The 26,193-nt window shown below is 74.5% G+C and carries 24 protein-coding genes; 8 read left to right on the top strand and 16 right to left on the bottom strand.

The genetic code is table 11. The features are described from left to right. Position 1: 1 nt before the first annotated feature. The 8 genes from hpnC to ACFW6A_RS11150 all read right to left on the bottom strand — a co-directional run bounded on the left by hpnC (position 2) and on the right by ACFW6A_RS11150 (position 8,144). Positions 2-907 (bottom strand): squalene synthase HpnC, encoded by a 906-nt coding sequence (gene hpnC, locus ACFW6A_RS11185; RefSeq protein WP_386639979.1) that lies wholly within the window; start codon positions 905-907, stop codon positions 2-4. A 288-nt stretch (positions 908-1,195) separates the two neighbouring features. Next, the gene (locus ACFW6A_RS11180; protein ID WP_351855801.1) at positions 1,196-1,831 is read right to left on the bottom strand and encodes a TetR/AcrR family transcriptional regulator; all 636 of its coding nucleotides are present in this window, start codon (positions 1,829-1,831) and stop codon (positions 1,196-1,198) included. 119 nt (positions 1,832-1,950) lie between these two features. After that, positions 1,951-2,739, bottom strand: coding sequence for an ABC transporter ATP-binding protein (locus tag ACFW6A_RS11175; protein ID WP_351855803.1), 789 nt, complete (start codon positions 2,737-2,739; stop codon positions 1,951-1,953). Continuing rightward, positions 2,732-3,631, bottom strand: a complete 900-nt coding sequence (locus tag ACFW6A_RS11170; RefSeq protein ID WP_351855836.1) for an ABC transporter permease — start codon at positions 3,629-3,631, stop codon at positions 2,732-2,734. The genes ACFW6A_RS11175 and ACFW6A_RS11170 overlap by 8 nt, the downstream gene beginning before the upstream one ends. Before the next feature lie 173 nt (positions 3,632-3,804). Beyond that, a complete protein-coding gene (locus ACFW6A_RS11165; protein ID WP_351855806.1) occupies positions 3,805-4,584 on the bottom strand; it encodes a CDP-alcohol phosphatidyltransferase family protein in 780 nt (259 codons plus the stop codon). Beyond that, complete coding sequence (locus ACFW6A_RS11160) at positions 4,562-5,623, bottom strand: iron-containing alcohol dehydrogenase family protein (protein ID WP_043228316.1); 1,062 nt, start codon at positions 5,621-5,623, stop codon at positions 4,562-4,564. The genes ACFW6A_RS11165 and ACFW6A_RS11160 overlap by 23 nt, the downstream gene beginning before the upstream one ends. Continuing rightward, positions 5,611-6,348 carry a phosphocholine cytidylyltransferase family protein gene (locus tag ACFW6A_RS11155; protein ID WP_351855808.1) on the bottom strand — a complete coding sequence of 246 codons (738 nt, stop codon included), beginning with the start codon at positions 6,346-6,348 and terminating at the stop codon, positions 5,611-5,613. Before ACFW6A_RS11155 ends, ACFW6A_RS11160 begins: the two co-directional genes overlap by 13 nt. After that, on the bottom strand, positions 6,345-8,144 hold the full coding sequence (locus ACFW6A_RS11150; protein ID WP_386640004.1) for a DUF5941 domain-containing protein: 1,800 nt from the start codon (positions 8,142-8,144) through the stop codon (positions 6,345-6,347). Before ACFW6A_RS11150 ends, ACFW6A_RS11155 begins: the two co-directional genes overlap by 4 nt. Before the next feature lie 410 nt (positions 8,145-8,554). Here ACFW6A_RS11150 and ACFW6A_RS11145 point away from each other — a divergent pair, with 410 nt between their 5' ends. The 3 genes from ACFW6A_RS11145 to idi all read left to right on the top strand — a co-directional run bounded on the left by ACFW6A_RS11145 (position 8,555) and on the right by idi (position 11,777). Next, positions 8,555-9,496 (top strand): cation diffusion facilitator family transporter, encoded by a 942-nt coding sequence (locus ACFW6A_RS11145; protein WP_351855809.1) that lies wholly within the window; start codon positions 8,555-8,557, stop codon positions 9,494-9,496. Between the two features lie 220 nt (positions 9,497-9,716). After that, a complete protein-coding gene (locus ACFW6A_RS11140) occupies positions 9,717-10,982 on the top strand; it encodes a GNAT family N-acetyltransferase (protein ID WP_386639976.1) in 1,266 nt (421 codons plus the stop codon). Positions 10,983-11,144: 162 nt separating this feature from the next. Then, positions 11,145-11,777, top strand: coding sequence for an isopentenyl-diphosphate Delta-isomerase (idi, locus tag ACFW6A_RS11135; protein ID WP_386482309.1), 633 nt, complete (start codon positions 11,145-11,147; stop codon positions 11,775-11,777). On the opposite strand, the gene ACFW6A_RS11130 is transcribed toward idi, so the two are convergent. Both ACFW6A_RS11130 and ACFW6A_RS11125 read right to left on the bottom strand, forming a co-directional pair. After that, positions 11,743-12,258 (bottom strand): ATP-binding protein, encoded by a 516-nt coding sequence (locus ACFW6A_RS11130; RefSeq protein WP_351855812.1) that lies wholly within the window; start codon positions 12,256-12,258, stop codon positions 11,743-11,745. The genes idi and ACFW6A_RS11130 overlap by 35 nt on opposite strands. A 130-nt stretch (positions 12,259-12,388) precedes the next feature. Further along, positions 12,389-13,054 (bottom strand): HdeD family acid-resistance protein, encoded by a 666-nt coding sequence (locus tag ACFW6A_RS11125; RefSeq protein ID WP_386639973.1) that lies wholly within the window; start codon positions 13,052-13,054, stop codon positions 12,389-12,391. A 73-nt stretch (positions 13,055-13,127) separates the two neighbouring features. Here ACFW6A_RS11125 and ACFW6A_RS11120 point away from each other — a divergent pair, with 73 nt between their 5' ends. Then, complete coding sequence (locus ACFW6A_RS11120) at positions 13,128-13,880, top strand: enoyl-CoA hydratase/isomerase family protein (protein WP_386639970.1); 753 nt, start codon at positions 13,128-13,130, stop codon at positions 13,878-13,880. Positions 13,881-13,883: 3 nt separating this feature from the next. Here ACFW6A_RS11120 and ACFW6A_RS11115 read toward each other — a convergent pair whose 3' ends face one another. Continuing rightward, positions 13,884-14,528 carry a DJ-1/PfpI family protein gene (locus ACFW6A_RS11115; protein WP_351855820.1) on the bottom strand — a complete coding sequence of 215 codons (645 nt, stop codon included), beginning with the start codon at positions 14,526-14,528 and terminating at the stop codon, positions 13,884-13,886. Between the two features lie 14 nt (positions 14,529-14,542). Further along, positions 14,543-15,529 carry a GlxA family transcriptional regulator gene (locus ACFW6A_RS11110; protein WP_386639966.1) on the bottom strand — a complete coding sequence of 329 codons (987 nt, stop codon included), beginning with the start codon at positions 15,527-15,529 and terminating at the stop codon, positions 14,543-14,545. Positions 15,530-15,646: 117 nt separating this feature from the next. Here ACFW6A_RS11110 and ACFW6A_RS11105 point away from each other — a divergent pair, with 117 nt between their 5' ends. Both ACFW6A_RS11105 and ACFW6A_RS11100 read left to right on the top strand, forming a co-directional pair. After that, entirely contained in the window at positions 15,647-16,513 is an 867-nt protein-coding gene (locus tag ACFW6A_RS11105; protein WP_386482298.1) for a hypothetical protein, read from the top strand. Positions 16,514-16,650: 137 nt separating this feature from the next. Next, positions 16,651-19,059, top strand: coding sequence for a Tex family protein (locus ACFW6A_RS11100; protein ID WP_351855828.1), 2,409 nt, complete (start codon positions 16,651-16,653; stop codon positions 19,057-19,059). A 162-nt stretch (positions 19,060-19,221) separates the two neighbouring features. Here ACFW6A_RS11100 and ACFW6A_RS11095 read toward each other — a convergent pair whose 3' ends face one another. Both ACFW6A_RS11095 and ACFW6A_RS11090 read right to left on the bottom strand, forming a co-directional pair. Next, positions 19,222-19,626: a hypothetical protein gene (locus ACFW6A_RS11095; RefSeq protein ID WP_351855831.1), complete on the bottom strand. Its 405-nt coding sequence runs from the start codon at positions 19,624-19,626 to the stop codon at positions 19,222-19,224. A 304-nt stretch (positions 19,627-19,930) separates the two neighbouring features. After that, complete coding sequence (locus ACFW6A_RS11090; RefSeq protein ID WP_351845404.1) at positions 19,931-21,568, bottom strand: ABC-F family ATP-binding cassette domain-containing protein; 1,638 nt, start codon at positions 21,566-21,568, stop codon at positions 19,931-19,933. Positions 21,569-21,621: 53 nt separating this feature from the next. Here ACFW6A_RS11090 and ACFW6A_RS11085 point away from each other — a divergent pair, with 53 nt between their 5' ends. Continuing rightward, on the top strand, positions 21,622-22,578 hold the full coding sequence (locus ACFW6A_RS11085; RefSeq protein ID WP_386639963.1) for an FAD-dependent oxidoreductase: 957 nt from the start codon (positions 21,622-21,624) through the stop codon (positions 22,576-22,578). Positions 22,579-22,718: 140 nt separating this feature from the next. Here the strand turns inward: ACFW6A_RS11085 and ACFW6A_RS11080 are convergent, their stop codons facing one another. Both ACFW6A_RS11080 and ACFW6A_RS11075 read right to left on the bottom strand, forming a co-directional pair. Continuing rightward, positions 22,719-23,024 carry a hypothetical protein gene (locus ACFW6A_RS11080; RefSeq protein ID WP_351845400.1) on the bottom strand — a complete coding sequence of 102 codons (306 nt, stop codon included), beginning with the start codon at positions 23,022-23,024 and terminating at the stop codon, positions 22,719-22,721. A gap of 116 nt (positions 23,025-23,140) precedes the next feature. Beyond that, entirely contained in the window at positions 23,141-24,442 is a 1,302-nt protein-coding gene (locus ACFW6A_RS11075) for a M14 family zinc carboxypeptidase (RefSeq protein ID WP_386482315.1), read from the bottom strand. A gap of 210 nt (positions 24,443-24,652) precedes the next feature. On the opposite strand from ACFW6A_RS11075, the gene ACFW6A_RS11070 reads away from it, so the two are divergent. Beyond that, positions 24,653-26,179, top strand: a complete 1,527-nt coding sequence (locus ACFW6A_RS11070; RefSeq protein ID WP_351845396.1) for a M1 family metallopeptidase — start codon at positions 24,653-24,655, stop codon at positions 26,177-26,179. Positions 26,180-26,193 lie beyond the last annotated feature (14 nt).

The raw sequence follows: 26,193 nt of genomic DNA, 5'->3' as shown, positions 1-26,193 counted from the left end.
GTCACGTTCCCCCCTCTCCGCGCGCCCGGAGCAGGACCGCTCCCGCCCGGCGCGCCAGACTCGGCTTGGTGGGCTTCGGCGGTCCGGCGAGGACGTCGAAGCCGGCGGCGGCGATGGCGTCGAGCGCGGAGAGTCCGCCGCCGGCGAAGCCGGCCAGGAGCAGGCGCAGGCGGCCGTGGACGCTGCCGACGAGCGGCAGGCCGGCGTGGAGCAGGGCGCGGGCGCGCTCGGCCTGGAAGGCGACGAGGGAGCGGACGGCGGCGCCGGCGGTGGGCCGGGCGAGCTCCTCCTCGGTGACGTGGAAGCGCTTGAGGTCCTCGGCCGGGAGGTAGATCCGGTCGCGGGCGAGGTCCTCGGCAACGTCCTGGAGGTGCTCGACGATCTGGAGGGCGGTGCAGATCTCGTCGGAGCGGCGGATCCGCTCGGGGGTGGCGGTGCCGGTGATGCCGAGGACGAGCCGGCCGACGGGGTTGGCGGAGAGCTCGCAGTAGGCGAGGAGGTCGTCGTACGTCTCGTACCGGCTGACCAGCTGGTCCTGGCGGTTGGCCTGGATCAGGCCGAGGAACGGGCCGGGGGTGAGACCGCGGCGCCGGACGGTGGGCCGGAGGGCGCGCAGCAGCGGGTGGCGGGGGGTGCCGTCGAAGACCCGGTGGAGGTCCTCCTCCAGGGCGTCGAGGAGGGGGAGCGGGCCGGCGCCGGGCCCGAGGCCGAAGGCGTCGGCGCCGCCGGGGGCGAGGTCTCCGTCGCCGATGTCGTCGACGAGGCGGGCGTAGCCGTAGACGGCCATGAGGTCCTCGCGCCAGTCACGGGGCAGGAAGAAGGGGGCCACGGGGAAGTTCTCGTCCGCGGCCTTGCCGAGTGTGGTGCGCGAGGGTTCGTCGGCGCGCACGTGCCGGGGAGCCGTCACCGGGCGGCACCCGGCGCGGGGACGGCGACACCCACGTGAAGCTGGAGATTCTGCGTCATGGCCGTCATATCTCCCGTTCTACACTGCCGATCCAATCCATCCTATTTCGGACACGCCGCCGCGCACGGAGCACGCGCCCGCCGGGCACTCCCGGGGGCGCTGGGGACGGTGTTGATCAGACCGGTACAGCTTACGTTGTACGAGGGATGTCGCCATTCGGGGGGTCTGCTGCCGGGTCGGGCCGCCGGGGCGGGGCTGACCAGTGGCGATGCGGGGACCGCCGCGGGGTCACCGGGTGCGGGCCCCGGAGACGACCATGGCGAGGGTGGTCTCGACGACGTCGTCGCGCCGCCGCGCGGAGAGCCGGCGCAGCGGGCCTTCCAGGAGGAGCAGCGAGAGGCCGTGCACGGCCGACCAGGCGGCGGCCCCGGCGGCGGGCCGGCGGCCGCCGGTCCGGTCCAGCGCCTCCAGGCTCTCCCTCAGGAGGGTGAAGGCCCGGATCTCGGGCTCCGGGGGCGCGGGGACGAGGGCGGGCGGCTCCCCCGGGGCGGGCCGACCGGCGCAGAAGGCGGCGCGGTAGAGGCCGGGGTGCTCGACGGCGAAGCCGACGTAGCCGCGGCAGAGGGCGGCGAGGCGGCGCTCGGCGGCGAGTGCGGGGTCGTCGGCGCCCGGCTCGCGGGCGGCGGCCCGCTCCATGGCCTCGGCGAGCCGGGCCCGGGCGTGGGCGCGGACGGTGCGGAGCAGTTCGCCGCGTCCGTCGAAGTGCCGGTAGGCCGCGGTGGGCGAGACGCCGACGCGGCGGGCCGCCTCGCGCAGGACGACCCGCTCGGGACCGCCTTCGGTGGCGAGGTCGACGGCCGCGCGGATCAGGGCGTTGCGCAGGTCGCCGTGGTGGTAGTTCTTTCCGCCCGAGATCCCTGCCATGGGCTCATCCTGCCCGATGTTGACCGCATGAACATTCCGCGTCCGGTCCCGACCGGCGAAAACCGGAAGCGCCCCCGCCGGTGGGGGGGGGGCGCTGCGGCGGGGGTGCGGCGCGGAACTCAGCGGGCGGTCTCGCGCTCGTACGCCTTGAGGACCTCGTCGGTCGGGCCGTCCATCAGGAGCTGGCCCTTCTCCAGCCAGAGCACCCGGTCGCAGGTGTCCCGGATGGACTTGTTGCTGTGGCTGACCAGGAAGACCGTGCCGGCCTCCTTGCGCAGCTCGCGGATGCGCGCCTCGGACCGGATCTGGAACTTGCGGTCGCCGGTGGCGAGCGCCTCGTCGATGAGGAGCACGTCGTGGTTCTTGGCGGCGGCGATGGCGAAGCGGAGCCGGGCGCCCATGCCGGAGGAGTAGGTCCGCATGGGCAGGCTGATGAAGTCGCCCTTGTCGTTGATCCCGGAGAAGTCGACGATGTCCTGATACCGCGTCTGGACCTCCTCGCGGCTCATGCCCATGGCGAGGCCGCCGAGGATGACGTTGCGCTCGCCGGTGAGGTCGTTCATCAGGGCCGCGTTGACGCCGAGGAGCGAGGGCTGGCCGTCGGTGTAGACCTTGCCGCTCTCGGTGGGGAGCAGGCCGGCGATGGCGCGCAGCAGGGTGGACTTGCCCGAGCCGTTGGTGCCGATCAGGCCGATGGCCTCGCCCCGGTAGGCGGTGAAGGTGACGCCGCGGACCGCGTGCACCTTGCGCACGCCCCGGGTGACCTCGGCCTTGCCCTTGCCGATGATCCGGCTGAGGGCCGCGGTGGCGCTGCCCTTGCCGCCGCCGCCGGCGTTGACCCGGTAGACGATGTGGACGTCGTCGCAGATGACGGTGGGCGCCAGCGGGTTCTGGGAGGTGTCAGCCACGTCCGTACCTCTCCTCGGCCTTCCAGAAGTAGACGAAGCCGCCGATGCCGAAGAGCAGCGCCCAGCCGAGGGCGGTGGCCCAGACGTGGGCGGGCAGGTTCGAGGCGGCGTAGCCGTCGATGAGGGCGAAGCGCACGAGGTCCATGTAGACCGCCGCCGGGTTGTACATGAGGATGTCCGCGATCCAGGCCGGCTTGTCCTCCAGCATCACGGGGATCGAGAACATGACGCCCGAGGCGTACATCCAGGTCCGCATGACGAAGGGCATCAGCTGGGCGAGGTCGGGGGTCTTGGAGCCCGCCCGGGCCATGACCATCGCGAGGCCGACGTTGAAGACGAACTGGAGGAGGAGCGCCGGGACCAGCAGCAGCCAGCTGAGCGAGGGGTAGCTGCCGAAGGCGATCGCGACCGCGGCGAGCACGATCATCGAGAAGAGCAGCTGCTGGAGCTGCTGGAGCGAGAAGCTGATCGGGAGGGTGGCGCGCGGGAAGTGCAGGGCCCGGACGAGGCCGAGGTTGCCGGAGATCGCGCGGACGCCCGCCATGACCGAGTTCTGGGTGAAGGTGAAGACGAAGATGCCGGTCACGAGGAAGGGGATGTAGACCTCCTTGCTCATGCCGCGGCCCGCGCCCAGGATCAGCCCGAAGATCAGGTAGTAGACCAGGGCGTTGAGCAGCGGGGTCGCCACCTGCCAGATCTGGCCGAGCTTGGCCTGGCTGTACTGGGCGGTCAGCTTCGCCGAGGAGAACGCCAGGATGAAGTGGCGTCGGCTCCACAGCTCGCGGACGTACTCGAACAGTCCGGGCCGGGCGCCGCTGACGGACAGGCCGTACTTGGCGGCGAGGTCGCCCGGGGCCAGGCCCTCGTCGACGGAGGACGGGGGCGCGCTCATCGCGACCGCCCCGCCCTGGTGAATGTCACTCACAGTCGAAACTTTCGTGTTCAAGATGTGCGGCACGTCGGATTACCACGATGTCGGACGGCCGGCGGGCGACCGATCGGGTCGCCACACCGTACGCCATCCCGGTGACCGGCCGGTGACGCGGGAGCCACGGCCGGCCCTCCTCACTTCAGTCTGCTGGACGCCAGGATCGAGACGAGGTGCAGGACGGTCTGGAGCAGGGCGATGCCCGCGAGGACCGCGACGCCGAGCCGGGAGGCGAAGAGGTCGCCCCGCGCCTGGTCGACGAAGGCCAGCACCAGGATCAGCAGGGAGGCCTCGATGCCGAGGATCAGCCGGTGGAACTTGAGCGCTCCGGCGGCCCGGCGGGCCAGCGCCATGCCGGAGGAGCGCGGCTCCGAGGCCGCCTCCTTGACCGGGGGCATCCCGTTCTGGTGGCGGGCGACGCCGACCAGGTCGGTCTCGGCCTTGATCAGGATGGCGCCGAGCGCGGCCAGGGTGCCGAGGAAGGCCCACAGCCAGTCGATCCGGCCCTCGCCCCAGAGGTCGGCGGCGCGCAGGCCGAAGCCGACGAGCACGGCCGCGTCGCACAGGTAGGCGCCGACCCGGTCCAGGTAGACGCCGGCCAGCGAGTACTGCTTCTTCCAGCGGGCCAGCTCGCCGTCGACGCAGTCGAGCAGCAGGTACATCTGCACGGCGACGACGCCGAGGACCGCGCCCCAGACCCCCGGCACGAGGAGCGCCGGGGCGGCGAGCACGCCGAAGAGCGTCATCAGGTAGGTCAGCTGGTTGGGCGTGACCCTGGTGTTCGCCAGCTGGCGGGTGATGCGGAGCGAGATCTCCCGCATGTAGAGGCGGCCGCCCCAGTGCTCGCCGCTCCGCCGGTCCTTGACGCCCGGCGGGTGGACGACGGGGCGGAGTTCAGCTACCGATGGCTTGGGCATAGTCGGCGTACGCGTCCCTGATCTGGTCGGTGGAGAGGTCGAGGTGTTCCAGGATGGTGAAGCGGCCGGGCCGGGTCTGCGGGGCGAAGTCGACCGCCCGCACGAACTCGTCGACCGTGAAGCCCATCTCCTCCGGCCGCACGGGCAGGCCGTGCCGGCGCAGGGTCTCCACGATCGCGCCGGACTCCTCGCGGGCACCGCGCAGGTGCATCGCGAAGGCCGCGCCGAGCCCGCACTGCTCGCCGTGGCTGGCGGCGCGGGCCGGGTAGAGCAGGTCGAAGGCGTGGCTGATCTCGTGGCAGGCGCCCGAGGAGGGCCGGGTGTCGCCGCTGATCGACATGGCGATGCCGGACATCACCAGGCCTTCGGAGAGGGTGACGAGGAAGTCGTCGTCGCCGACGCCGCCGGGGTGCCGGAGCACCGCCTCGCCCGCGCTGCGGGCCATGGCGGCGGCGAGGCCGTCGATCTTCTCGCCGGTCTCCCGGTGGGAGAGCTCCCAGTCCGCGAGGGCGGAGAGGTTGGAGACCGCGTCGCCGATGCCGGAGCGGACGAAGCGGACCGGGGCGTCCCGGATCACGTCGAGGTCGATGACCAGCGCGATCGGGGTGGGCACCCCGTAGGAGCCGCGCCCGTTGTCGTTGTCCAGGGTGGACACCGGCGAGCACAGGCCGTCGTGCGAGAGGTTGGTGGCGATGGCGACCAGCGGCAGGCCGACCCGGGCCGCCGCGTACTTCGTCACGTCGATGATCTTGCCGCCGCCGAGCGCGACCACGGCGTCGTACCGCTTGCCGCGCATGGCGTCGGCCAGCCGCACGGCGGCGTCGATGGTGCCGCCGTCGACGGTGTACCAGTCGGCGCCCGGCAGCTCGTCGGCGAACCGGTCGCGCAGCTTGAGCCCGGACCCGCCGCTGATCGCGACGGCGATCTTGCCGTTGCTGGAGATCCTCTCGTCCGCCATGAGCGCGGAGAGTCCCTCCAGCGCGCCCCGGCGGATGTCGACGACGACCGGCGACGGGATCAGTCGGGTCAGTACCGGCACGCGATCTCCCGGCCCTTGGCGAGGTCGTCGTGGTTGTCGATCTCGACCCAGGAGACCTCGCCGATGGGCTCGACGTCGACGGTGAAGCCGCGGTTCACGAGCTCCTGGTAGCCGTCCTCGTAGTAGAGGTCGGGGTCGCGCTCGAAGGTGGCCTTCAGTGCGTCGGCGAGCTCCTCGGCGGCCTCGGCCTCGATGAGGGTGACGCCGATGTACTCGCCGGTCGCGTCGGCCGGGTCCATCAGCTTCGTGATCTTCCGGACGCCGGCGGCTCCGTCGGCGACGACCTTCATCTCCTCGTCGGCGAGCGACTTCACCGTGTCGAGGGCGAGGATGATCCGCTTGCCCTCGCCGCGGGCGGCGAGCAGCGTCTTCTCGACGGAGACCGGGTGCACGGTGTCGCCGTTGGCGAGGATCACCCCGCGCTTCAGGACCTCGCGGGCGCACCACAGGGAGTAGGCGTTGTTCCACTCCTCGGCCTTGTCGTTGTCGATCAGGGTGAGGGAGAGGCCGTACGTCGCCTCCAGCTCGGCCTTGCGGGCGTAGACGGCCTCCTTGCGGTAGCCGACGACGATCGCGGCCTCGGTGAGGCCGACCTCGGCGAAGTTCTTCAGCGTGAGGTCGAGGACGGTGGTGTCGCCGTCCACGGGCACGAGGGCCTTCGGGAGGGTGTCGGTGTAGGGGCGCAGTCGCCGTCCGGCACCGGCTGCCAGAACGAGGCCGATCATGCTGTTTCTCCTTCGTCATGAACAGCGGGCGCTCCGGAGGAGACCCAGAAGCGGATGGACTCCACGAGCACCACGAGGGCGAGCGCGCCGGCCAGGGCCGTCAGCGCCGTGGTGAAGTCGTCGCCGCGGTCCGCCAGGAGGGCGGCGAGGACGGTCACCAGGAGCGTGCGCCCCTCGTGTCCGCCGGTGATCCGCACCAGCCAGGCGGGCGGCGCGCCGGTGCCGCCGCGAATGCGGTACACCGTGTCGTAGTGATGGTAGGCGACCGCCGCGACCAGGCCGAACGCCGCGGGGACGGCCTGCGGCACGTCCGAGCGGGCGGCCAGCAGCAGCACGGTGGTGTACTCGGCGGCGCGGAAGAGCGGCGGGACGAACCAGTCGAGGGGGCCCTTGAGGGGGCGGGCGACGGCGATCCCGGCGAGGGCCGCGTAACCGCCCGCGGCGCCGACGGTGGCCCAGCTCCCGACCGGGGCGGTGGCCGCGACGGAGATCATCAGGGCGGCGCCGAGGAGGGCCGCGAGCGGGGCGGGCGCGGGGAGGCGGCGGGTGATCCGGGCGACCAGGAGCGCGAGCGGGCCGGAGTCCGCGAGCTCGGCCAGGGCCCGGGCGGCGCGGTCGGTGCGCGGGCCGCGCCGCTTCACCGAGCGCAGCACCCGGCCGGCGGTGGTGTAGCAGGCGGCGAAGGAGCAGCCGGCGATCAGTGCCCAGAAGACGGTCCGGGGGCTGGTGGCGGCGGTGAGGACGGCGATCATCGCCCAGCGCTCGCCGATCGGCAGGATGATCATGCGCCGGGCCCAGACGGTCCAGCCGACGCCGTCGAGCCTGCTGGAGAGGGCCAGGCTGGTCTTCGCGGTGGAGCCCGCCGCCGCGGTGTCGGCGACGTTCGACTCGTTGAAGGAGAAGTCCACGACGTGCCGGCAGGTCATGACGACCATGGCGGCGAGCGCGAGGGTCCAGACGTCGTCGCCGTCGCGGGCCGCGCCGAGGGCGAGGCCGGCGTAGAAGGCGTACTCCTTGGCCCGGTCGAAGGTGGCGTCGAGCCAGGCGCCCATCGTCGAGTACTTGAGCGCGTACCGGGCGAGCTGCCCGTCGGTGCAGTCCAGGACGAAGGAGACGAGCAGGAGGACGCCGGCGGCGATGTAGCCGCCGCGTTCGCCGGTGGCCGCGCAGCCGGCCGCGATCAGGGCGGTGAGCAGCGAGGCGGTGGTGACCTGGTTGGGGGTGAGGCCCCGGCGGGCGCACCAGCGGGCGATGTACCGCGAGTAGGGGCTGATGAAGAAGGTGGTGAAGAAGCCGTCGTGGGCCTTCACCGCGGAGCGGAGGCGGACGGCCTCGTCGTCGACGGCGGCGACGGCGGCACGGGCCTCGTGGGCGGCCGCGGCGTCGGCGGGGACGGCGGCGACGAGGGTGCCGAGGGCGGGCCGGTGCACGGCGACGCCGTCGGCGTCGAGGGCGTCGGCGAGGGTTCCGGCGAGGCCGTCGGCGGACTCGGGGGCGCCCGGGGCGGCGGTCAGCGCGCGGGCGAGGGCCGGGCGGGCCTCGGGCTGCGCGGCGAGCGCGCCGGGCACGGCCGCGGCCGGGAAGCGGGGGTCGGTCAGCGCGAGCCGCAGGGCGTGCCGGTGGCCGACGAAGCGGGAGTCGACGAGGGCGACGCGCTCGCCCGCGGGGACCGCGTCCAGGAGGGCGCGGGCCTCCTCGGCGCCGGTGGCCCAGCGGACGTGGAAGCCGAGCGACCGCAGATCACCGTCGAGCGAGGATCCGGGTGCCGGCGGGCCGGTGAGGATGGCGGTCGACAGACGAACTCACTCCTTGGGACGGGCAGGGGGGCCGGCGGGGCCTGACGGTCCCGGGCGCGACGGTGCGGCCCGGCACCGGGCGGCGGCACGTCGGCTGAGGCTATCGGATGGACGGAGCGCGAGTTCACCGAGGCTTCGCGCACCGGACTCCCCCCGGTCCGCCCCTCGCCGCCGGGGTGGGCGGGGCTCCGCGTGATCATCATCGGTGATCGGCGGCCCGGCCTCCAAACCGGTGCCCGCAAGGGCTCGGAGGGCATTCCGGCAGGTGATCGCACGAATGGCGGCACGCAGGGCATCGTCGCAGGTCAGAGCAATGACAACGGTGTTCAGTACCGTGTTGCACATACCCCCCACCCGTAGTTCACTGACGTCTCGGGGCACCGACGGAACAGGACTTGGGAGGCCATGTCATGGGGGCTGGACACGACCACGGGCACAGCCACGGGGGGACGCCGCCGACCGGCACCGCGGGGGCCGCGTACCGGAGCCGGTTGCGGATCGCGCTCGGGATCACGCTCTCCGTGATGGTGGTCGAGATCGTCGGCGGCCTCGTCGCGGACTCGCTCGCGCTGATCGCCGACGCGGCGCACATGGCGACCGACGCGATCGGCCTGGCGATGGCGCTGCTCGCGATCCACTTCGCCAACCGGCCGCCGTCCGGGAACCGCACCTTCGGCTTCGCCCGGGCGGAGATCCTGGCGGCGCTCGCCAACTGCCTGCTGCTCCTCGGCGTCGGCGGGTACGTGCTGTACGAGGCGGTCCAGCGGTTCATGGAGCCGGCCGAGACCAAGGGCGGGCTCGCCATCGCCTTCGCGGTGGTCGGCCTGGTGGCGAACGTCGTCTCGCTGTCGCTGCTCATGCGGGGCCAGAAGGAGAGCCTGAACGTCCGCGGCGCCTATCTGGAGGTGATGGCCGACGCGCTCGGCTCGGTGACCGTGATCGTCTCCGCCGCGATCATCCTGGCGACCGGCTGGCAGTACGCCGACCCGATCGCCTCCCTGGTCATCGGCCTGATGATCGTGCCGCGCACGGTGAAGCTGCTGCGCGAGACGCTGGACGTGCTCCTGGAGGCGGCGCCGAAGGGCGTGGACATGGCGGAGGTGCGGGCGCACATCCTGGCCCTGCCGGGCGTCGAGGACGTGCACGACCTGCACGCCTGGACGATCACCTCGGGGATGCCGGTGCTCTCCGCCCACGTGGTGGTGGACGCGGGGGCGCTGGACTCGGTCGGCCACGAGAAGATGCTCCACGACCTCCAGGGCTGCCTGGGCGACCACTTCGACGTGGAGCACTGCACCTTCCAGCTGGAGCCGGCCGGGCACGCCGAGCACGAGGCCAAGCTCTGCCTGTGAGCGCCGCCCGGCCGGGACGGCCGGGCCCCGGCTGCTAGGCTCGCCGTACGAACACGTGCGTGAGAGGAGCTGAGGTAGATGACCGTCGCGAAGGAGGCCGCCCCGCGCGGCCGCACCCGGTCCAGCCTCAGCTCCCGGGTCTCCGGCTGACCTGATCCCGGTTCTCCCACCGGTCCGTCACGTCGTCGGCCGGGACCCTTTCACACCAAGGGTTTCCACGTTGTCCGACAACGACATCCAGAACGCCTCCGCGTCCCACGACGCCTTCTTCGCCCTGCACCACGGCCTGCCGCGGCAGGGCCCGGGCTCCGACGACACCACCCGCCGGCTCCTCGCGCTCGCGGGCCGGCTCCCCGCGCGTCCGCGCGTGCTCGACCTGGGCTGCGGCCCGGGCCGCTCCGCGCTGCTCCTGGCCGCCGAGGCGGGCGCCGAGGTGACCGCCGTCGACACCCACGAGCCGTTCCTCGACGAGCTGCGGGCGGCGGCCGCCGCGCGCGGTCTCGGCGACGCGGTCCGCGCGGTCCGCGGCGACATGGGCGCACTGCCCTTCCCCGACGGCTCCTTCGACCTGGTCTGGGCCGAGAGCTCGGTCTTCGTGATCGGCTTCGACCGGGCGCTCGCCGAGTGGCGCCGGCTGCTGGCGCCGGGGGGCACCCTGGTCCTCACCGAGTGCGTGTGGACCACCGGCACGCCCTCCGGGGAGGCCCGCGCCTTCTGGGACGAGCACTATCCGCTGCGCACCGTCCCGGAGCTGTCCGCCGCCGCGGTCGGCGCCGGGTACCACGTGCTGGGCACCTTCACCCAGCCCGACGGCGACTGGGACGAGTACTACGTCCCGCTCGCCGCGCACGCCGACGCCGCCGACACCTCGGCGCCGGGCATGGCCGAGGCCGTGGCGGCCGCCCGGGCCGAGATCACGCTGCGCCGCGCCCACGGCGGCGACTACGGCTACGCGGGCCTGGTGCTCCGCCCGGCCGACCCCCGCTGGCCCACCCGCGCCGAGCGGGAGGGCGACCGCGCGGCGGTCCGCCGGCTGACCGGGGCGGCCTTCGGGTCGCCGGCCGAGGCGGACCTGGTCGACGCCCTGCGCACCGACCCGGACGCCTGGCTGCCGGGGCTCTCGGTGGTCGCCGAGGCCCCGGACGGCTCGGTCGCCGCGCACGCGCTGATCACCCGCTGCCGGGTGGCCGGAGCGCCGGCGGCGGCGCTCGCGCCGGTGTCGGTGGCGCCGGAGCACCAGCGGACGGGCGCCGGTCAGGCCGTCACCCGGGCGGTGCTCGACGCGGCGCGGCTGGCCGGCGAGCGGCTGGTCCTCGTGCTGGGCCATCCGGAGTACTACCCCCGGTTCGGCTTCGTACGGGCGTCCGAGTATGGAATCAAGCCAGGTTTCGAGGTTCCGGACGACGCGATGATGGCCCTCGTCCTGGACGGTTCCGGGCCGGTGCCGTCGGGGACCATCGCCTATCCGGCGGCTTTCGGGGTCTGACCTGCCCCTGACGGCCCTCCCCCGGCCCCGCCGCTCCCCCGCGCCGGTGTACTCCGGTGCGGTGGGAGCGGCGGGCTCCGGCCGACGAAGTGCGGACAAGCCGCTTTTGTACGGCAGACTGGGGTCGCCCCCAGGGGCCGAGGACCGAAGCGAAGGATGGGTATGCCGACCACACAGGGCACCACGGCCGAGATCGCGCCGGGGCTTGCGTCTCAGCTCGCGTCGGACGGCGCGGAGCCGTCCGCCACCCCGGAGCCGATCATGCTGGAACTGGTCGACGAGGCCGGGAACACCATCGGCACGGCGGAGAAGCTCGCCGCCCACCAGGCCCCCGGGCGGCTGCACCGCGCCTTCTCGGTCTTCCTCTTCGACGAGGAGGGCCGGCTGCTGCTCCAGCGCCGGGCGCTCGGCAAGTACCACTCCCCCGGCGTCTGGTCCAACACCTGCTGCGGTCACCCCTACCCGGGCGAGGCGCCCTTCGCGGCGGCCGCCCGGCGCACCTTCGAGGAGCTGGGCGTCTCCCCCACCCTGATGGGCGAGGCCGGCACGGTCCGCTACAACCACCCCGACCCGGCGTCGGGCCTGGTGGAGCAGGAGTTCAACCACCTCTTCGTCGGCCTGGTGCAGGCCACCCCGAAGCCGGACCCGGAGGAGATCGGGGAGTACGCCTTCGTCACGCCGGCCGAGCTGGCCGAGCGCCACGCGGCCGCGCCGTTCTCCGCCTGGTTCATGACGGTGCTCGACGCGGCGCGCCCGGCCATCAGGGAGCTGACGGGTCCTGCCGGGGGCTGGTGACCCGGCCGTCCGCCGTCCCCGGCCCCGGTGCCATCGGGGCCAGGGGCAGCGCCGCCCAGATGATCTTCCCGCCGCCCGCGGTGTGCTCGACGTCGCAGGCGCCGCCCGCCTCCAGGGCGATCTCCTTGACCAGGAGCAGTCCCCGGCCGCCGGTCTGGCCGTAGTCCGCCTCCAGCGCCTTGGGCCGGTAGGGGTGGTTGTCCTCGACGGACACCCGGACCCACTCCGGCCCGATGGCGACCTCGACCGCTATCTCCGGGGAGAGCAGCGCCGCGTGCCGCACGGCGTTGGTGACCAGCTCGGAGACGATCAGCAGCAGCCCGTGCCGGATGTCCTCGTGGACCGGGACTCCCTGGCGGGCCAGCAGGTCGCGTACCGCGTGCCGGGCCTGGGGGACGGAGACGTCGACCGCGGGAGCGGTGAAGCGCCAGACTCCTTCGTAGGACGGTGGCCGGGCGGGGACACCTCCGCGGGCATCCATGATCCGGTTCCCACCCTCGTGCTCGATTCTCGCCACACGGGGAGTCTTGGCAATCCGGAGGGGTCTCCCGACCTACTGACCAGAAGTCGACACTTATCGGCCGCCTTCTGATCGATGGAGCATGCCGACGTCAGTTGTTCGACTGATCCTGTGCGTTTTCCGTCGGGGTGGTCGGGGCCGGTTCCTTGGCCGGTTCGGGCTGCGGAGTCACCAGGCCGACGATCCGCCGGCCGCCGACGCCGACCGCGATCAGGCCGAGGCCGTCGAAGAGCAGCGCGAGCGAGAAGAAGCAGCCGATGACGTACCGGCTGCTGTCCGGCCAGTCGAAGAGGACCAGCAGGCCCAGGAGCACCCCGAAGGCGCCCTGGATCAGGGTCCAGCCGAACTGCGGGCCGCGCACCACCACGCTGCCGACCAGCCGGAAGACCCCGCCGGTGAGGAAGAGCAGGGCGGCGAACATCGTCAGCGCCTCGGCGGAGCCCTCCGGGTGGCGCAGGACCACGCAGCCGGCCGCGAGGTTCACCGCCGCGACCACCGCCGCCAGCCAGAAGTAGCTGGTGCCCCGCGACTGGAAGGCCTGGAGGAGGCCCACCAGGCCGCCGACCAGCAGCAGCCAGCCGAAGAGCCACATGGAGGTCAGGGTGGCGAGCCCCGTGTAGACCAACCCGATCACGCCGCAGATCACGAGGATCACGCCGAGCGCGGCCAGCCAGCCGAAGCTCCGTCCGAGCCGCTTGCCCTCGCGGGCCGTCTCGCGCACGGGATCGCTCGTCTCGTCCCGGGTCTTCCTGGCCATCGTGCCTCCTCGCGGCTGCCTGACGACCCCCTCGCCGATCGTACGTTCGGCCCCGGTGGATAGCATCCGGCCCATGGAGACCGTGGAGCCCCGGCTCGTCGACAGCGTCACGGACGGGGTCGCGACCCTCGTCATCAGCAACCCCGCCAAGCGCAACGCCATGACCGCCGCCATGTGGCGCGCGCTGCCCGCCGTCCTCGGCCGCCTCGCCGCGGACCCCGCCGTCCGGGTCCTCGTGCTGACCGGAGCGGGCGACACCTTCTGCGCCGGCGCCGACATCTCGACGCTGCACGAACCGGGCGACGAACAGCAGGCGCTGGCGGTCCGCGCCGAGGAGGCGCTCGCCGCCTTCCCCAAGCCGACCCTCGCCGCCGTCCGCGGCTACTGCGTCGGCGGCGGCAGCCAGCTCGCCGGCGCCTGCGACCTGCGCTTCGCCGCGGAGGGCGCCCGCTTCGGGATCACCCCGGCGAAGCTCGGCATCGTCTACCCCTCCTCCTCCACCCGGCGGCTGACCGCCCTGGTCGGCCCGGCCACCGCCAAGTACCTGCTCTTCTCCGGCGAGCTGATCGACACCGAGCGGGCGCTGCGGACCGGCTTCGTGGACGAGGTGCACCCGCCCGAGGGCCTGGCGAAGCGGGTCGGGGAGTTCTGCCGGATCCTCGCCTCCCGCTCGCTGCTCACCCAGGCGGCGGCCAAGGAGTTCGCCGACGGGCGGCTCGACCGGGACGCGCACTGGGCCGAGCGGGCGCGCGGCAGCGGCGACACCGCGGAGGGGGTCGCCGCCTTCCTGGAACGCCGGGCGCCCCGCTTCACGTACGGGCTCTGAGGCTCATCGGCTCTGCGGGAGCTCCTCGGTGCGCGTGCCGCGCCAGTGCTCCACCAGGTGGGCGGGGGCCTTGAGCGGGGAGCCCGCGTCGTACGGCGGCTGGGGGTCGTACTCGGTGAGCAGCTGGACGGTCATGGCGGCGTCGTCGCCGGCGATCCGGCCGAACAGGTGCAGTCCCATGTCGATGCCGGAGGAGACCCCGGCGGCGGTCACGTACTTGCCGTCGAAGACGACCCGCTCGCCGGTGGGCTCGACGCCCAGCTCGCGCAGCTCCTCGTAGGCCAGCCAGTGGGTGGTGGCGCGGCGGCCGTCGAGCAGCCCGGCGGCGGCGAGGAGCAGCGAGCCGGTGCAGACGGAGGTGGTCCAGGTGCTGGTGGAGTCGGCGGTGCGCAGCCACTCCCGGATCTCCGGGTCGTGCGCGGCCCGCCGGGTCTCGGGGCCGCCGGGGACGAGGACGAGGTCCGGGTGCGGGACCTCGGCGAGGGACCTGTCGGCGACGAGCGCGAGGCTGCCCTGGTCGTTGCGGACCGGGCCGGGCTCCTTGGCGACGAGGACGGTCTCCGCCCCGGGCAGCCGGGAGAGGATCTCGTACGGGCCGACGGCGTCGAGCGTGGTGAAGCCCTCGAAGAGCAGGACGGCGATCTGCATGGGTGTGATCCCTCTCAGCTGGCGGGTCCGGTGACGGGTGCGTGGAAACGGCGGCGGTAGTCGGCGGGGGCGGTGCCCAGCGCCCTGGCGAAGGCGCGGCGCATCGCCTCGGGGGTGCCGTAGCCGGCGGCGCGGGAGACCTCCTCGACGCCGCGGGTGGTCTCCTCCAGGAGCCTGCGGGCGTGTTCGAGGCGGATCCGGTCGACGTACCGGCCCGGGGTGACCCCGGTCTCGGCCTGGAAGGCGCGGGCGAAGTGGCGGGGCGAGAGCCGGGCGCGGGCGGCGAGCCGGTCCACCGACAGGTCCCCGTCCGGGTGCTCGGCGATCCACGCCTGGACGTCGCGCAGCGGTTCGCGGCGCGCGGTCTGGGCGGCGAGCTGGGCGCTGAACTGGGCCTGGTTGCCGGGCCTGCGGAGGAAGACCACGAGCAGCCGGGCGATGGCGAGGGCCGCCTCCCGGCCCAGGTCCTCCTCCACCAGCGCGAGGGCCAGGTCGATGCCCGCGGTGACCCCGGCGGAGGTCGCGATCCGGCCGTCCCTGACGAAGATCGGGTCGGGGTCGACCTCGACCTCCGGGTGGCGGCGGGCCAGGTGCTCGCAGGCGATCCAGTGGGTGGTGGCCCGGTGTCCGTCGAGCAGGCCCGCCTCGGCGAGCCGCAGCGCCCCGGTGCAGACCGAGACGAGCCGCTCGGCGCGCGGACCGTGGGCGCGCAGCCAGCCGACGAGCTCCGGGGCGGCGCCCCGGGTGCCCTCGCCGCCGGGGACGAGGAGGGTGTGCGGGGGCCCGTCGGCGACGGCCTCGTCGAGACTCGTGTCGGGAAGGATCCGCAGGCCGCTGCTGGTGCGGAGCGGTCCGCCGTCCAGGGAGGCGGTACGGATCGGGTACGGGTCCCGGTCCGCGCCCGAGGCCCATGCCGCGGCGTGGAAGACCTCGACGGGGCCGGTGACGTCGAGGCTCTGCACGCCGTCGAAGAGGACGACGAGGACGGGGCGGGGGGTCATGGCCCCATCCTTCGGGCCCCGCGGCGGCGTCCGCAAGGACGCGCACCCCACCTTTCCTGCCATCCCCGCGCACGCCGGCGGTTCCCTCCATACCAAGCAGTCGGTTAGGTTCGGGGCATGACCACCACGCTGCCCCCGAAGGCCGGGCGCCACTGCCAGGGCGTCCTCAACCCGATCCACTCGACGCTGTACTTCTCCCCGGACCTGGACCGGGAGTTCGGCGCGCTCGGCTTCACCGACGCGAACGCCATGCGGCTCGCCGCCCGCAGCGCCCCGCTCGGCGCCGTCGGCCCGGGCCCGGTCGCCGCGACCTTCTACAACTACAACCCCGAGCTGCTCGCCCGGCACCTGCCGGCCGTCTGGGAGACCGCCTCCCCCGCCGCCGTCCTCGACGCCCGGCTGCGGACCGCCGACGCCACCCTGCGCCGGCTGCTCGGCGAGGAGACGATCGCCTCCCCGGAGCTGGCCGAGGCCGCCGGGCTCGCGCTGGAGGCCGCCGCGGCGTGCACCCCGCACGCCCGCCCGCTGTACGCGGCCAACGCGGACCTGCCGGTGCCCGAGGAACCGCACCTCGCCTACTGGCACGCGGCGACCCTGCTGCGCGAGCACCGCGGCGACGGCCACCTGGCGGCCCTGCTCGCCGCCGGCCTCGACCCGGTCGAGGCGCTGGTCTCCCACACCGCCACCGGCAAGGGCATGGCGCCGCGCTGGGTCCTCGGCACCCGGGGCTGGGGCCGGGCCGACTGGGAGGCCGCCCGGGAACGGCTGCGCGGACGCGGGATCCTCGACGCGGACGGCGAGCTGACGGAGAGCGGCGTCCGGCTGCGCGCGGAGCTGGAGGAGACCACGGACCGCCTGGACACGGCGCCGTACGAGCACCTCGGCGCGGCCGGCGTCGCGCGGCTGACCGAGCTGGGCCGGGGGCTGCTGATCACCGCCGCGGGCGCGGGCGCCTTCCCCGCCGACCTCCTCGGCAAGGGCTGACCGTCCCCGGCGCCGGCTCCGGCCCGGTTCCGCGCCCGGCTCCGGCGCGCGGAACCGGGCCGGTTGCCGCGTCCGGGTGACGGACGCGGCAGAATGCACGGGCAAGCCAGTGGTACGAGCAGACGGGTCGGGACACGGTGACGACGTCCATCGAAGCAAGGATCGCCGAGGAGCTCGGCGTACGCGAGCGACAGGTCAAGGCGGCGGTCGAGCTGCTCGACGGCGGCTCCACCGTGCCGTTCATCGCGCGCTACCGCAAGGAAGCGACCGAGATGCTCGACGACGCGCAGCTGCGCACCCTGGAGGAGCGGCTGCGCTACCTGCGGGAGCTGGAGGACCGGCGGACCGCCGTGCTCGACTCGGTGCGCGAGCAGGGCAAGCTCACCGAGGAGCTTCGGGCCCGCATCCTGGCCGCCGACACCAAGGCGCGCCTGGAGGACATCTACCTGCCGTTCAAGCCGAAGCGGCGGACCAAGGCGCAGATCGCCCGCGAGGCCGGCCTCGCGCCGCTGGCGGAGGGGCTGCTGGCCGACCCGTCGGTGGAGCCGGCCGCCGCCGCGGCGGCCTTCGTCGACGCGGACAAGGGCGTCGCCGACGCCGCGGCCGCCCTGGAGGGCGCGCGGGCGATCCTCACCGAGAAGTTCTCCGAGGACGCCGACCTCATCGGCGAGCTGCGCGAACGGATGTGGGGCCGGGGCCGGCTGGTCGCCCGGGTCCGGGAGGGCAAGGAGCAGGAGGGCGCGAAGTTCTCCGACTACTTCGACTTCGCCGAGCCGTTCACCGCGCTGCCCTCGCACCGGATCCTCGCGATGCTGCGCGGCGAGAAGGAGGACGTGCTCAGCCTGGAGCTGGAGCCGGAGGAGGCCACCGACGGCCCCTCGTCGTACGAGCCGATGGTCGCGAGCCGCTTCGGCATCGCCGACCGGGGGCGTCCGGGCGACAAGTGGCTCCAGGACACGGTCCGCTGGGCCTGGCGCACCCGGATCCTGGTGCACCTCGGGATCGACCTGCGGCTGCGGCTGCGGACGGCCGCCGAGGACGAGGCGGTCCGGGTCTTCGCGGCGAACCTGCGGGACCTGCTGCTGGCCGCCCCGGCCGGCACCCGGGCGACGCTGGGCCTCGACCCCGGCTTCCGCACCGGCGTGAAGGTGGCGGTGGTCGACGCGACCGGCAAGGTCGTCGCCACCGACACGATCCACCCGCACGTCCCGGCCAACAGGTGGGACGAGTCGCTGGCGAAGCTGGCGCGGCTGGCGAAGGAGCACGCGGTCGAGCTGGTCGCCATCGGCAACGGCACGGCCTCCCGCGAGACCGACAGGCTCGCCGCCGAACTCCTCGCCAAGCACCCCGAGTTGAACCTGACGAAGGTGATGGTCTCGGAGGCCGGCGCCTCGGTCTACTCGGCCTCCGCCTTCGCCTCCCAGGAACTCCCGGACCTGGACGTGTCGTTGCGCGGCGCGGTGTCCATCGCGCGCCGCCTCCAGGACCCGCTGGCCGAGCTGGTGAAGATCGACCCGAAGTCGATCGGCGTCGGCCAGTACCAGCACGACCTCGCGGAGACGAAGCTGTCCCGCTCGCTCGACGCGGTCGTCGAGGACTGCGTGAACGGCGTCGGCGTGGACGTCAACACCGCCTCGGCGCCGCTGCTTTCGCGGGTCTCCGGGATCAGCTCCGGCCTCGCCGAGAACATCGTGGCGCACCGCGACGCCCACGGCCCCTTCCGCTCCCGCCGGGCGCTCAAGGACGTGGCCCGGCTCGGCCCGAAGGCGTACGAGCAGTGCGCGGGCTTCCTGCGCATCCGGGGCGGCGACGACCCGCTGGACGCCTCGGCGGTGCACCCGGAGGCGTACCCGGTGGTGCGGCGGATGGCGAAGACCACCGGCGGCGAGGTCGCGGCGCTGATCGGCGACACCGGCACGCTGCGGTCGCTGCGGCCGGCCGACTTCGTCGACGACTCCTTCGGTCTGCCGACCGTCACCGACATCCTGCGCGAGCTGGAGAAGCCGGGCCGGGACCCGCGGCCCGCCTTCAGGACGGCCACCTTCAAGGAGGGCGTCGAGAAGATCGGCGACCTGGCGTCCGGGATGGTCCTGGAGGGCGTGGTGACGAACGTGGCCGCGTTCGGGGCGTTCGTGGACGTCGGTGTGCACCAGGACGGTCTGGTGCACGTCTCGGCCATGTCGAAGACCTTCGTCAAGGACCCGCGGGACGTGGTGAAGCCGGGTGACGTGGTGAAGGTGAAGGTGCTCGACGTCGACATCCCGCGCAAGCGGATCTCGCTGACGCTGCGGCTGGACGACGAGGCGGCGGCGGAGGACGGCTCCGGCGAGCGCGGCCCGCGGCGCGAGCGGGGCGGGCGGCCGCCGCAGCAGCGGCAGGGCGGCCAGGGCCGCGACCGGGGCCAGGGACGCCAGGGCGGCGGCCAGGGCCGGGGCCAGAACCAGGGCCAGGGCCGCGGCCAGGCCCCCGCGCCGGCGAACAGCGCGATGGCGGACGCCCTCCGGAAGGCGGGCCTCTTCGGCGAGGGCGGCGGCAAGCGCCGCTGACACCCCGCCGCGACGCCCCCGCTCCCGCCCGCGCGGCGGGACCGGGGGCGTCGCCCGTACGGACCGGGGCACCGCGCGCACGAGCCGGCGACGGCCTCCGGCGCGCGGTGGACGGGCGGCGCCTCCCCCGCCGGGGTGCGGGCACGGGGGAGCCGGCCGGGGTTACGGCAGGAAGCGCAGGGCCCAGTCGGCGCGGTTGGCCACGGTCAGGTCGTCGTCGCCGGTCAGCGGGCGCAGGACCTTCTCGGCGGTCTTCGGGTCGGCCTGGACCAGGTCGACGATCTCCGCCGCCAGGCCGTCCTGGTCGTCGCCGAGGTCGACCGCGGAGGCGCGGACGAGGACCGGGAGGGTGGTGGGGCCGCCGAGCGCGGCCACGAGCCCGCCGAGGAGTTCGCGGGCGTAGCCGTTGCGCTCGTCGACGGCCCGGTCCAGCTCGGACTCCAGGCGCGGCAGCAGCGCCCGGTCGCCGCCGGCCGCGATCTCGTCGGCGAGGTCGATCGTGGCGTCGACGTCCGCGTCGAGGTCGTCCAGCATCGCGAGGAGCCGGGTCACGCTGTCGTCGGTCATGGTGCCTCCTGGAATGCGCCGTCCCCGTCCCGCGGACGGCCGTACGCGTACAGTTCACGACCCGGTCCGCCGCCGTGCAAGGCGGCGGCCGGGTCCTCCGTGGCCGACCGCGGCGTGGCCGCCGCGGTCGCCTCCGGGGTCGGGGGGAGCCCCGGCGCGAGGGCGCGCGGGGCGTCGGGGACCGCACCGGGCCCGGGCGGGGCCTCCGGGGCGGGGCGCGGGAAGCCGTCGGGCCGCCGCCCGCCGGGGGCGGCCACGGCGGGCGGACGCTCCTCGACGGGGCCCCGCCCGGGGGCGGCGCCCATCAGACTTCGGTGACCTTGCCGTCGGCGACCTCGACGCGGCGGTTGACGCGGATCGCGTCGAGCATGCGGCGGTCGTGTGTCACCAGGAGCAGGGTGCCCTCGTAGGCGTCGAGGGCGGACTCCAGCTGTTCGATGGCGGGCAGGTCGAGGTGGTTGGTCGGCTCGTCGAGGACGAGGAGGTTGACGCCCCGGCCCTGGAGGAGGGCGAGCGCGGCGCGGGTCCGCTCGCCCGGGGAGAGGGTGGTGGCGGGGCGCAGCACGTGGTCGGCCTTGAGGCCGAACTTGGCGAGCAGGGTGCGGACGTCGGCCGGTTCGGTGTCCGGGACGGCGGCGCAGAAGGCGTCGAGGAGGGTCTCGGTGCCGTGGAAGAGCCTGCGGGCCTGGTCGACCTCGCCGACGACGACGCCGGAGCCGAGGGCGGCGTGGCCGGAGTCGAGCGGGAGGCGGCCGAGGAGGGCGGCGAGCAGGGTGGACTTGCCGGCGCCGTTCGCGCCGGTGACGGCGACCCGGTCGGCCCAGTCGATCTGGAGGGTGACGGGGCCGAAGGAGAAGTCGCCGCGGCGGACCTCGCCGTCGCGGAGGGTGGCGACGACGGCGCCGGAGCGGGGGGCGGCGGCGATCTCCATCCGCAGCTCCCACTCCTTGCGGGGCTCCTCGACCACGTCCAGGCGCTCGATCATGCGCTGGGTCTGGCGGGCCTTCGCGGCCTGCTTCTCGCTGGACTCGCCGCGCAGCTTGCGGCCGATCTTGTCGTTGTCGGTGGCCTTGCGGCGGGCGTTGCGGACGCCCTTGTCCATCCAGTTGCGCTGCATGAGCGCGCGGCTCTCCAGGGCGGACTTCTTGTCGGCGTACTCCTCGTACTCCTCGCGGGCGTGCCGGCGGGCGGTGGCCCGCTCCTCCAGGTAGGCGTCGTAGCCGCCGCCGTAGAGGGTGATCTGCTGCTGGGCGAGGTCGAGTTCGAGGACCTTGGTGACCGTGCGGGTGAGGAACTCGCGGTCGTGGCTGACGACGACGGTGCCCGCCCGCAGCCCCTTCACGAAGGCCTCCAGCCGCTCCAGGCCGTCGAGGTCGAGGTCGTTGGTCGGCTCGTCCAGGAGGAAGACGTCGTAGCGGGAGAGGAGGAGGGAGGCGAGGCCGGCCCGGGCGGCCTGGCCGCCGGAGAGGCCGGTCATCGGCTGGTCGAGCCCGACGGTGAGGCCGAGGGAGGCGGCGACCTCCTCGGCGCGCTCGTCGAGGTCGGCGCCGCCGAGGTCCAGCCAGCGCTCCAGGGTGGTGGCGTACGCGTCGTCCGCACCGGGGGTGCCGTCGACGAGGCCCTGGGTGGCCTCGTCCATCGCGGCCTGGGCGGCGGCGACGCCGGTGCGGCGGGCCAGGAACTCCCGCACGGTCTCGCCGTCACGCCGCTCGGGCTCCTGCGGGAGGTGCCCGACGGTGGCGGTGGGCGGCGAGAGCCGGACCTCGCCCTCCTCCGGGGCGTCGAGCCCGGCGAGCAGCCGCAGCAGGCTGGACTTGCCGGCGCCGTTGACGCCGACGAGGCCGATGACGTCGCCGGGGGCGACGACGAGGTCGAGCCCGGCGAAGAGGGTGCGTTCGCCGTGGCCGGCGGCGAGGTCCTTGGCGACGAGAGTGGCAGTCATCAGACCACGCATCCTACGTGGGCGGCGGGGGCCGCACGGGTACGGTCCCGGGCATGGACAGCGACGTGATCGTGGTGGGCGGCGGGGTCGTCGGGCTGACGACGGCGGTGGTGCTGGCGGAGCGGGGGCTGCGGGTGCGGGTGTGGTCCCGGGACCCGGCGGAGGCGACGACCTCGGCGGTGGCGGGCGCCCTGTGGTGGCCGTACCGGATCGAGCCGGCCGAGGATACGGGGGTCTGGGCGCTGGAGTCGCTGCGGGTGTACGGGGAGCTGGCCGGCGCGCCGGAGCGGACCGGGGTGCGGTGGGTGGCGGGCGTCCACGCGGACACGGCCCTGGACGGGCTCGGGGCGTGGGCGGCCGGGGTGGAGGGGCTGCGGCAGCTGCCGCCCGGGGAGGTGCCGGGCCCGTACGCGACGGGGCTGGCGGCCCGGCTGCCGCTGATCGACATGCCGGTCCACCTGGCGTGGCTGCGGGCCCGGCTGGAGGCGGCCGGCGGGGTGGTCGAGCGGCGGGCGGTGACGGGCTGGGAGGAGCCGGCCGCGGCGGCGCCGGTGGTCGTGAACTGCGCGGGGCTCGCGGCGCGGGAGCTGGCCGGGGACGGCGGAGTGCGGCCGGTGCGGGGGCAGTTGGTGCTGGTGGAGAACCCGGGGGTCGAGGAGTGGTTCACGGCGGCGGACCCGGGCGCCGCGGAGACCACGTACTTCTTCCCGCAGCCGGGGCGGCTGGTGCTGGGCGGGACCGCCGAGGAGGGGGCGGAGGGCCTGGTGCCCGATCCGGCGACGGCGGCGGGGATCGTGGCGCGGTGCGCCCGGGTCCGGCCGGAGATCGCGGGGGCGCGGGTGCTGGGCCACCGGGTGGGGCTGCGTCCGGCCCGGGAGGGCGGGGTGCGCGTCGAGGCGGAGCGGCTGCCGGGCGGCGGGCTGCTGGTGCACCACTACGGGCACGGGGGCGCCGGGGTCACGGTGGCGTGGGGGTGCGCGCGGCGGGCGGCGGAGCTGGTGACGGGCTGAGGGGCCCGCCCTGGAGCGGGAGGGGGGAGGAGGCGGGCGAAGGCGGAAGGCGGGGAGGCGGAAGGCCCCCGCCCCGGGGCGGGGCGGGGGCCTTCCGGTGCCGGACGGGCGTCAGGTGCCCGGTCGGGTCACGGGCGCGATCACCTCGGGAACGGCGGGGCCACCACGTCGTCGGCGTGGGCGCACTGCTTGGCGCGGCGCTCCAGGGCCTCGGCGCGGGCGTAGGCGCGGCGGGACTCCTCGCGGGCGCCGAGACGCTTGAGCTGGGCCGCGCGGTCGCGCTCGTCGCGGGCCTGCTTCTGGAGCTGGCTGACGTTGCAGGTGCCGGTGCGGGCCGCCTCGGCGGCCGGGGCGGCGGCGGTCTGCCCGAGCAGCAGGCCCCCGGCCAGCAGCATCGTGGCGAACAGGGCGGGCAGGGCGCGGCGCGCGGGCGTCGCGTGGGTCATGTGGTTCTCCAAGTCCGGGCCGTGGGGGCCCGTGTGAGGCATGGTCAGTACCGACCGGTAACTTTACGTGCCCCGCGGGGACCGGCCGGACGCGACCCACCGGTTCCACCCGATCGTCAACACTCCTCCACGGGAAGCCCACTGACGAGGTGGTGGGTCGCCCGGGCGTCCAGGAGCAGCGGGACCAGGAGCCGCTGCTCCTGGCGCAGCGGGACGTACGCCCCGCCCCCTGGCTCGCGCACCACCGTCACGCCGTGCAGGGCGAGTTCGTCGCCGGCCTCGGCGTACCGGGCGGCGTCGAGGCGGTAGCCGCAGGGCGGGTCGGCGAGGATCTCGGCGGGCTCCGGCGGGTCGTTGTCGGCGCCGCCGAGGTGGACGGGGCCGCGGTCGGCGAGACCGGCGAGCCGGGCGGCCGCGGTGCTAGCGGCGAGCGGGCCGCCGCGCTCGGAGACGTACGCGAAGACGTCCCCGATCGCGGTGAGGTGGGTGGCGACCCTGCGCCACCGCACCAGCGCGGGGTCGCGCTCCTCGGCGGCGCCGAGCGGGTCCTCGCGGGTCTCGGCGAGGAGGGCGACCATGTGCTTGATCCCGGCCGTGTTGCGCAGGATCCGCTCCTGGCCGTCGCCGGCGACCTGGCGGACCGGCCGTCCGGTGAAGGGGTCGGTCCAGATGCCGTAGACGCCGTGGGTGCGGCCGGCGAGGGCGGCGCCGGGGCGGACGTACTCCTCCACGAGGGTGCGGGACTCGGCGCGGACGCGGGCGTCGGCGTCGAGGCTGCGCGGCCAGAGCGCGAGGAGGTCCTTGTCGTAGGAGCCGGGGGTGGCCTCGTACTCGTGGAGGTCGTGGACGAGGTCGGGCCGGCGGTCGCGGAGCACGGCGGCGAGGGCGCGGGCCTCCGCGGTGCGCAGCGCGAGGTGGTCGCGGTTGACGTCGATGCCGGCGGCGTTGCCGCGGGTGCCGGCCTCGCGCCCGTCGGGGTTGGCGTCGGGCACGACGAGGACGGTGGTGCGGGCGAGCAGGCGCAGGAGCCCGGGGTCGCGGGGGCGGGCGAGGTCGCGGACGGTGGTCAGGCACGCCTCGCGGCCGGCGGGCTCGTCGCCGTGCTGGCCGCAGACGAGCAGCACCGTGAGGGCGCCGCGCCGGGGGCCGAGGGCGACGAGCCGCAGCGGCCGGCCCTGCTCGGTGGTGCCGATGGTGGTGACGGTGACCCGGTCGCCGTCCCGGGCGACGGCGGCCAGGAAGTCCCGCTCCTCCGCCCCGGTGGTCCAGCGGGCGCCGCCGCTCGCCTCGAACCCGGTCCGGGGCGGGGCCGGCCGGCCGGCGGGGGCCGCCTTCGCCGGGACGGCGGCGAGGGGCAGGCCGAGCAGGGCGGTTCCGGCGGCGAGGGCCAGGGCACGGCGCGCGGCGCGCAGACGCATCGGCATGGCCCGGAAGGTACCCGCCGGGTCCGGCGGGACGGAAGACCGTGTGCGGGAAACGGGTGAACCGGTGCTTCGTGTCGGCCGAATGGCGATCGTGTGACGGAAGGCGCCCTTTACGTGACGCTCCGTCGCGTGGTTCATAGAGTCCGAACTAAGGACCGACGCCCACCCACGCGTCTTACTCCGTTGACGACTTGGAGAGCATCCGTGCACCGCAGAATGATCGTTCCGAGCGCCCTCGCGGCTTCCCTGCTGCTGGCGATCCCGGCATCGGCGGCCGACTACGTCCCGGGCGCGCCGGGCATCGGCGACTCCTACTACCCCGCCAGCGGCAACGGCGGCTACGACGTCTCCCACTACGACCTGCGCCTGAAGTACCAGCCGGCGACGGACCTCCTGGAGGGGACCGCGACGATCCTGGCGACGACCACGCAGAACCTCTCGCGCTTCAACCTGGACCTGGGGCTGAGGGCGAGCGAGGTGCGGGTCGACGGCCGGCTCGCGAAGTTCGCCGCCACCGGCGACCACGAGCTGGAGATCGTCCCGGCCGTACCGCTGCCGAAGAACAAGCAGGTCACGGTGGTGGTGCGGTACGCGGGCAAGCCCTCCGAGTTCAAGGTCGACGGCTGGTCGGCCTGGCACCGCACCCCGGACGGCGGCGTCGCCGCGCAGGAGCCGGACTCGGCCGCCTGGTGGTTCCCCTCCAACGACCACCCGCGCGACAAGGCGACCTTCGACGTGTCGGTCTCGGTGCCGGACGGCACCCAGGCGATCAGCAACGGCGTGCTCCAGTCGCAGTCGTCCCGGCTCGGCTGGACGCGCTTCAACTGGCGCTCGAACAAGCCGCAGGCGACGTATCTGGCCACGCTCGCGGTCGGGAAGTTCGACATCACGACGGGCACGACCGCCAACGGGCTCCCCGTCCTCAACGCGTACAGCAAGGACCTCGGCGACAACGCGGGCGCGGCCCGCGCCTCGATCGAGCGGACCGCCGAGGTCGCGGAGTGGCTGGAGGGGGTCTTCGGCCCGTACCCGTTCAACGCGCTCGGCGGCTACGTTCCCAACGTGACCAGCGGTTACGCGCTGGAGACGCAGACCCGGCCGTTCTACAGCCCGCGCCAGTTCGCGAACGGCGCGAACGTGTCCGTCGTCGTGCACGAGCTGGCCCACCAGTGGTACGGCGACAGCGTCTCGGTGCGCGACTGGAAGGACATCTGGGTCAACGAGGGCTTCGCCCGCTACAGCCAGTGGCTGTGGTCGGAGAAGGAGGGCGAGGGCACGGCCCAGGAGCTGGCGGACTACGTGTACGCCACGCGCACGGCCGAGGACCCGTTCTGGACGGTGCGGCCGGGCGACCCGGGCCCGGACAACCAGTTCCACATCGCCGTCTACGACCGGGGCGCGCTGGCGCTCCAGGCGCTGCGCAACGAGATCGGCGACGAGGACTTCTTCGCGGTCCTGAAGGGCTGGCCGCAGCGGTTCGCGCACCGCAACGCGCGGGTCGCGGACTTCGTGCGGTACGCGGAGGAGGTTTCCGGCCGGCCGCTGGCGGCGCTCTTCGACACCTGGCTGTACGAGCCCGCCAAGCCGGCCGCCGGGCCCTCGCCCGCCACCGGGGCGGCCCTGGCGGCCCCGTCGGCCGGGGCGGCCCGGACCGCGGCGAAGCCCGTCCCGCCGAAGTCCTGGAAGAAGATCGCGGCGACGAACACGGTCCACGAGCACGGGGACCACTGAGCCACCGCCCGGGA

The organism is Streptomyces sp. NPDC058758, from assembly GCF_042746075.1.
Classification (GTDB): domain Bacteria; phylum Actinomycetota; class Actinomycetes; order Streptomycetales; family Streptomycetaceae; genus Streptomyces.
This window is presented reverse-complemented; position numbering and strand designations above follow the sequence as displayed.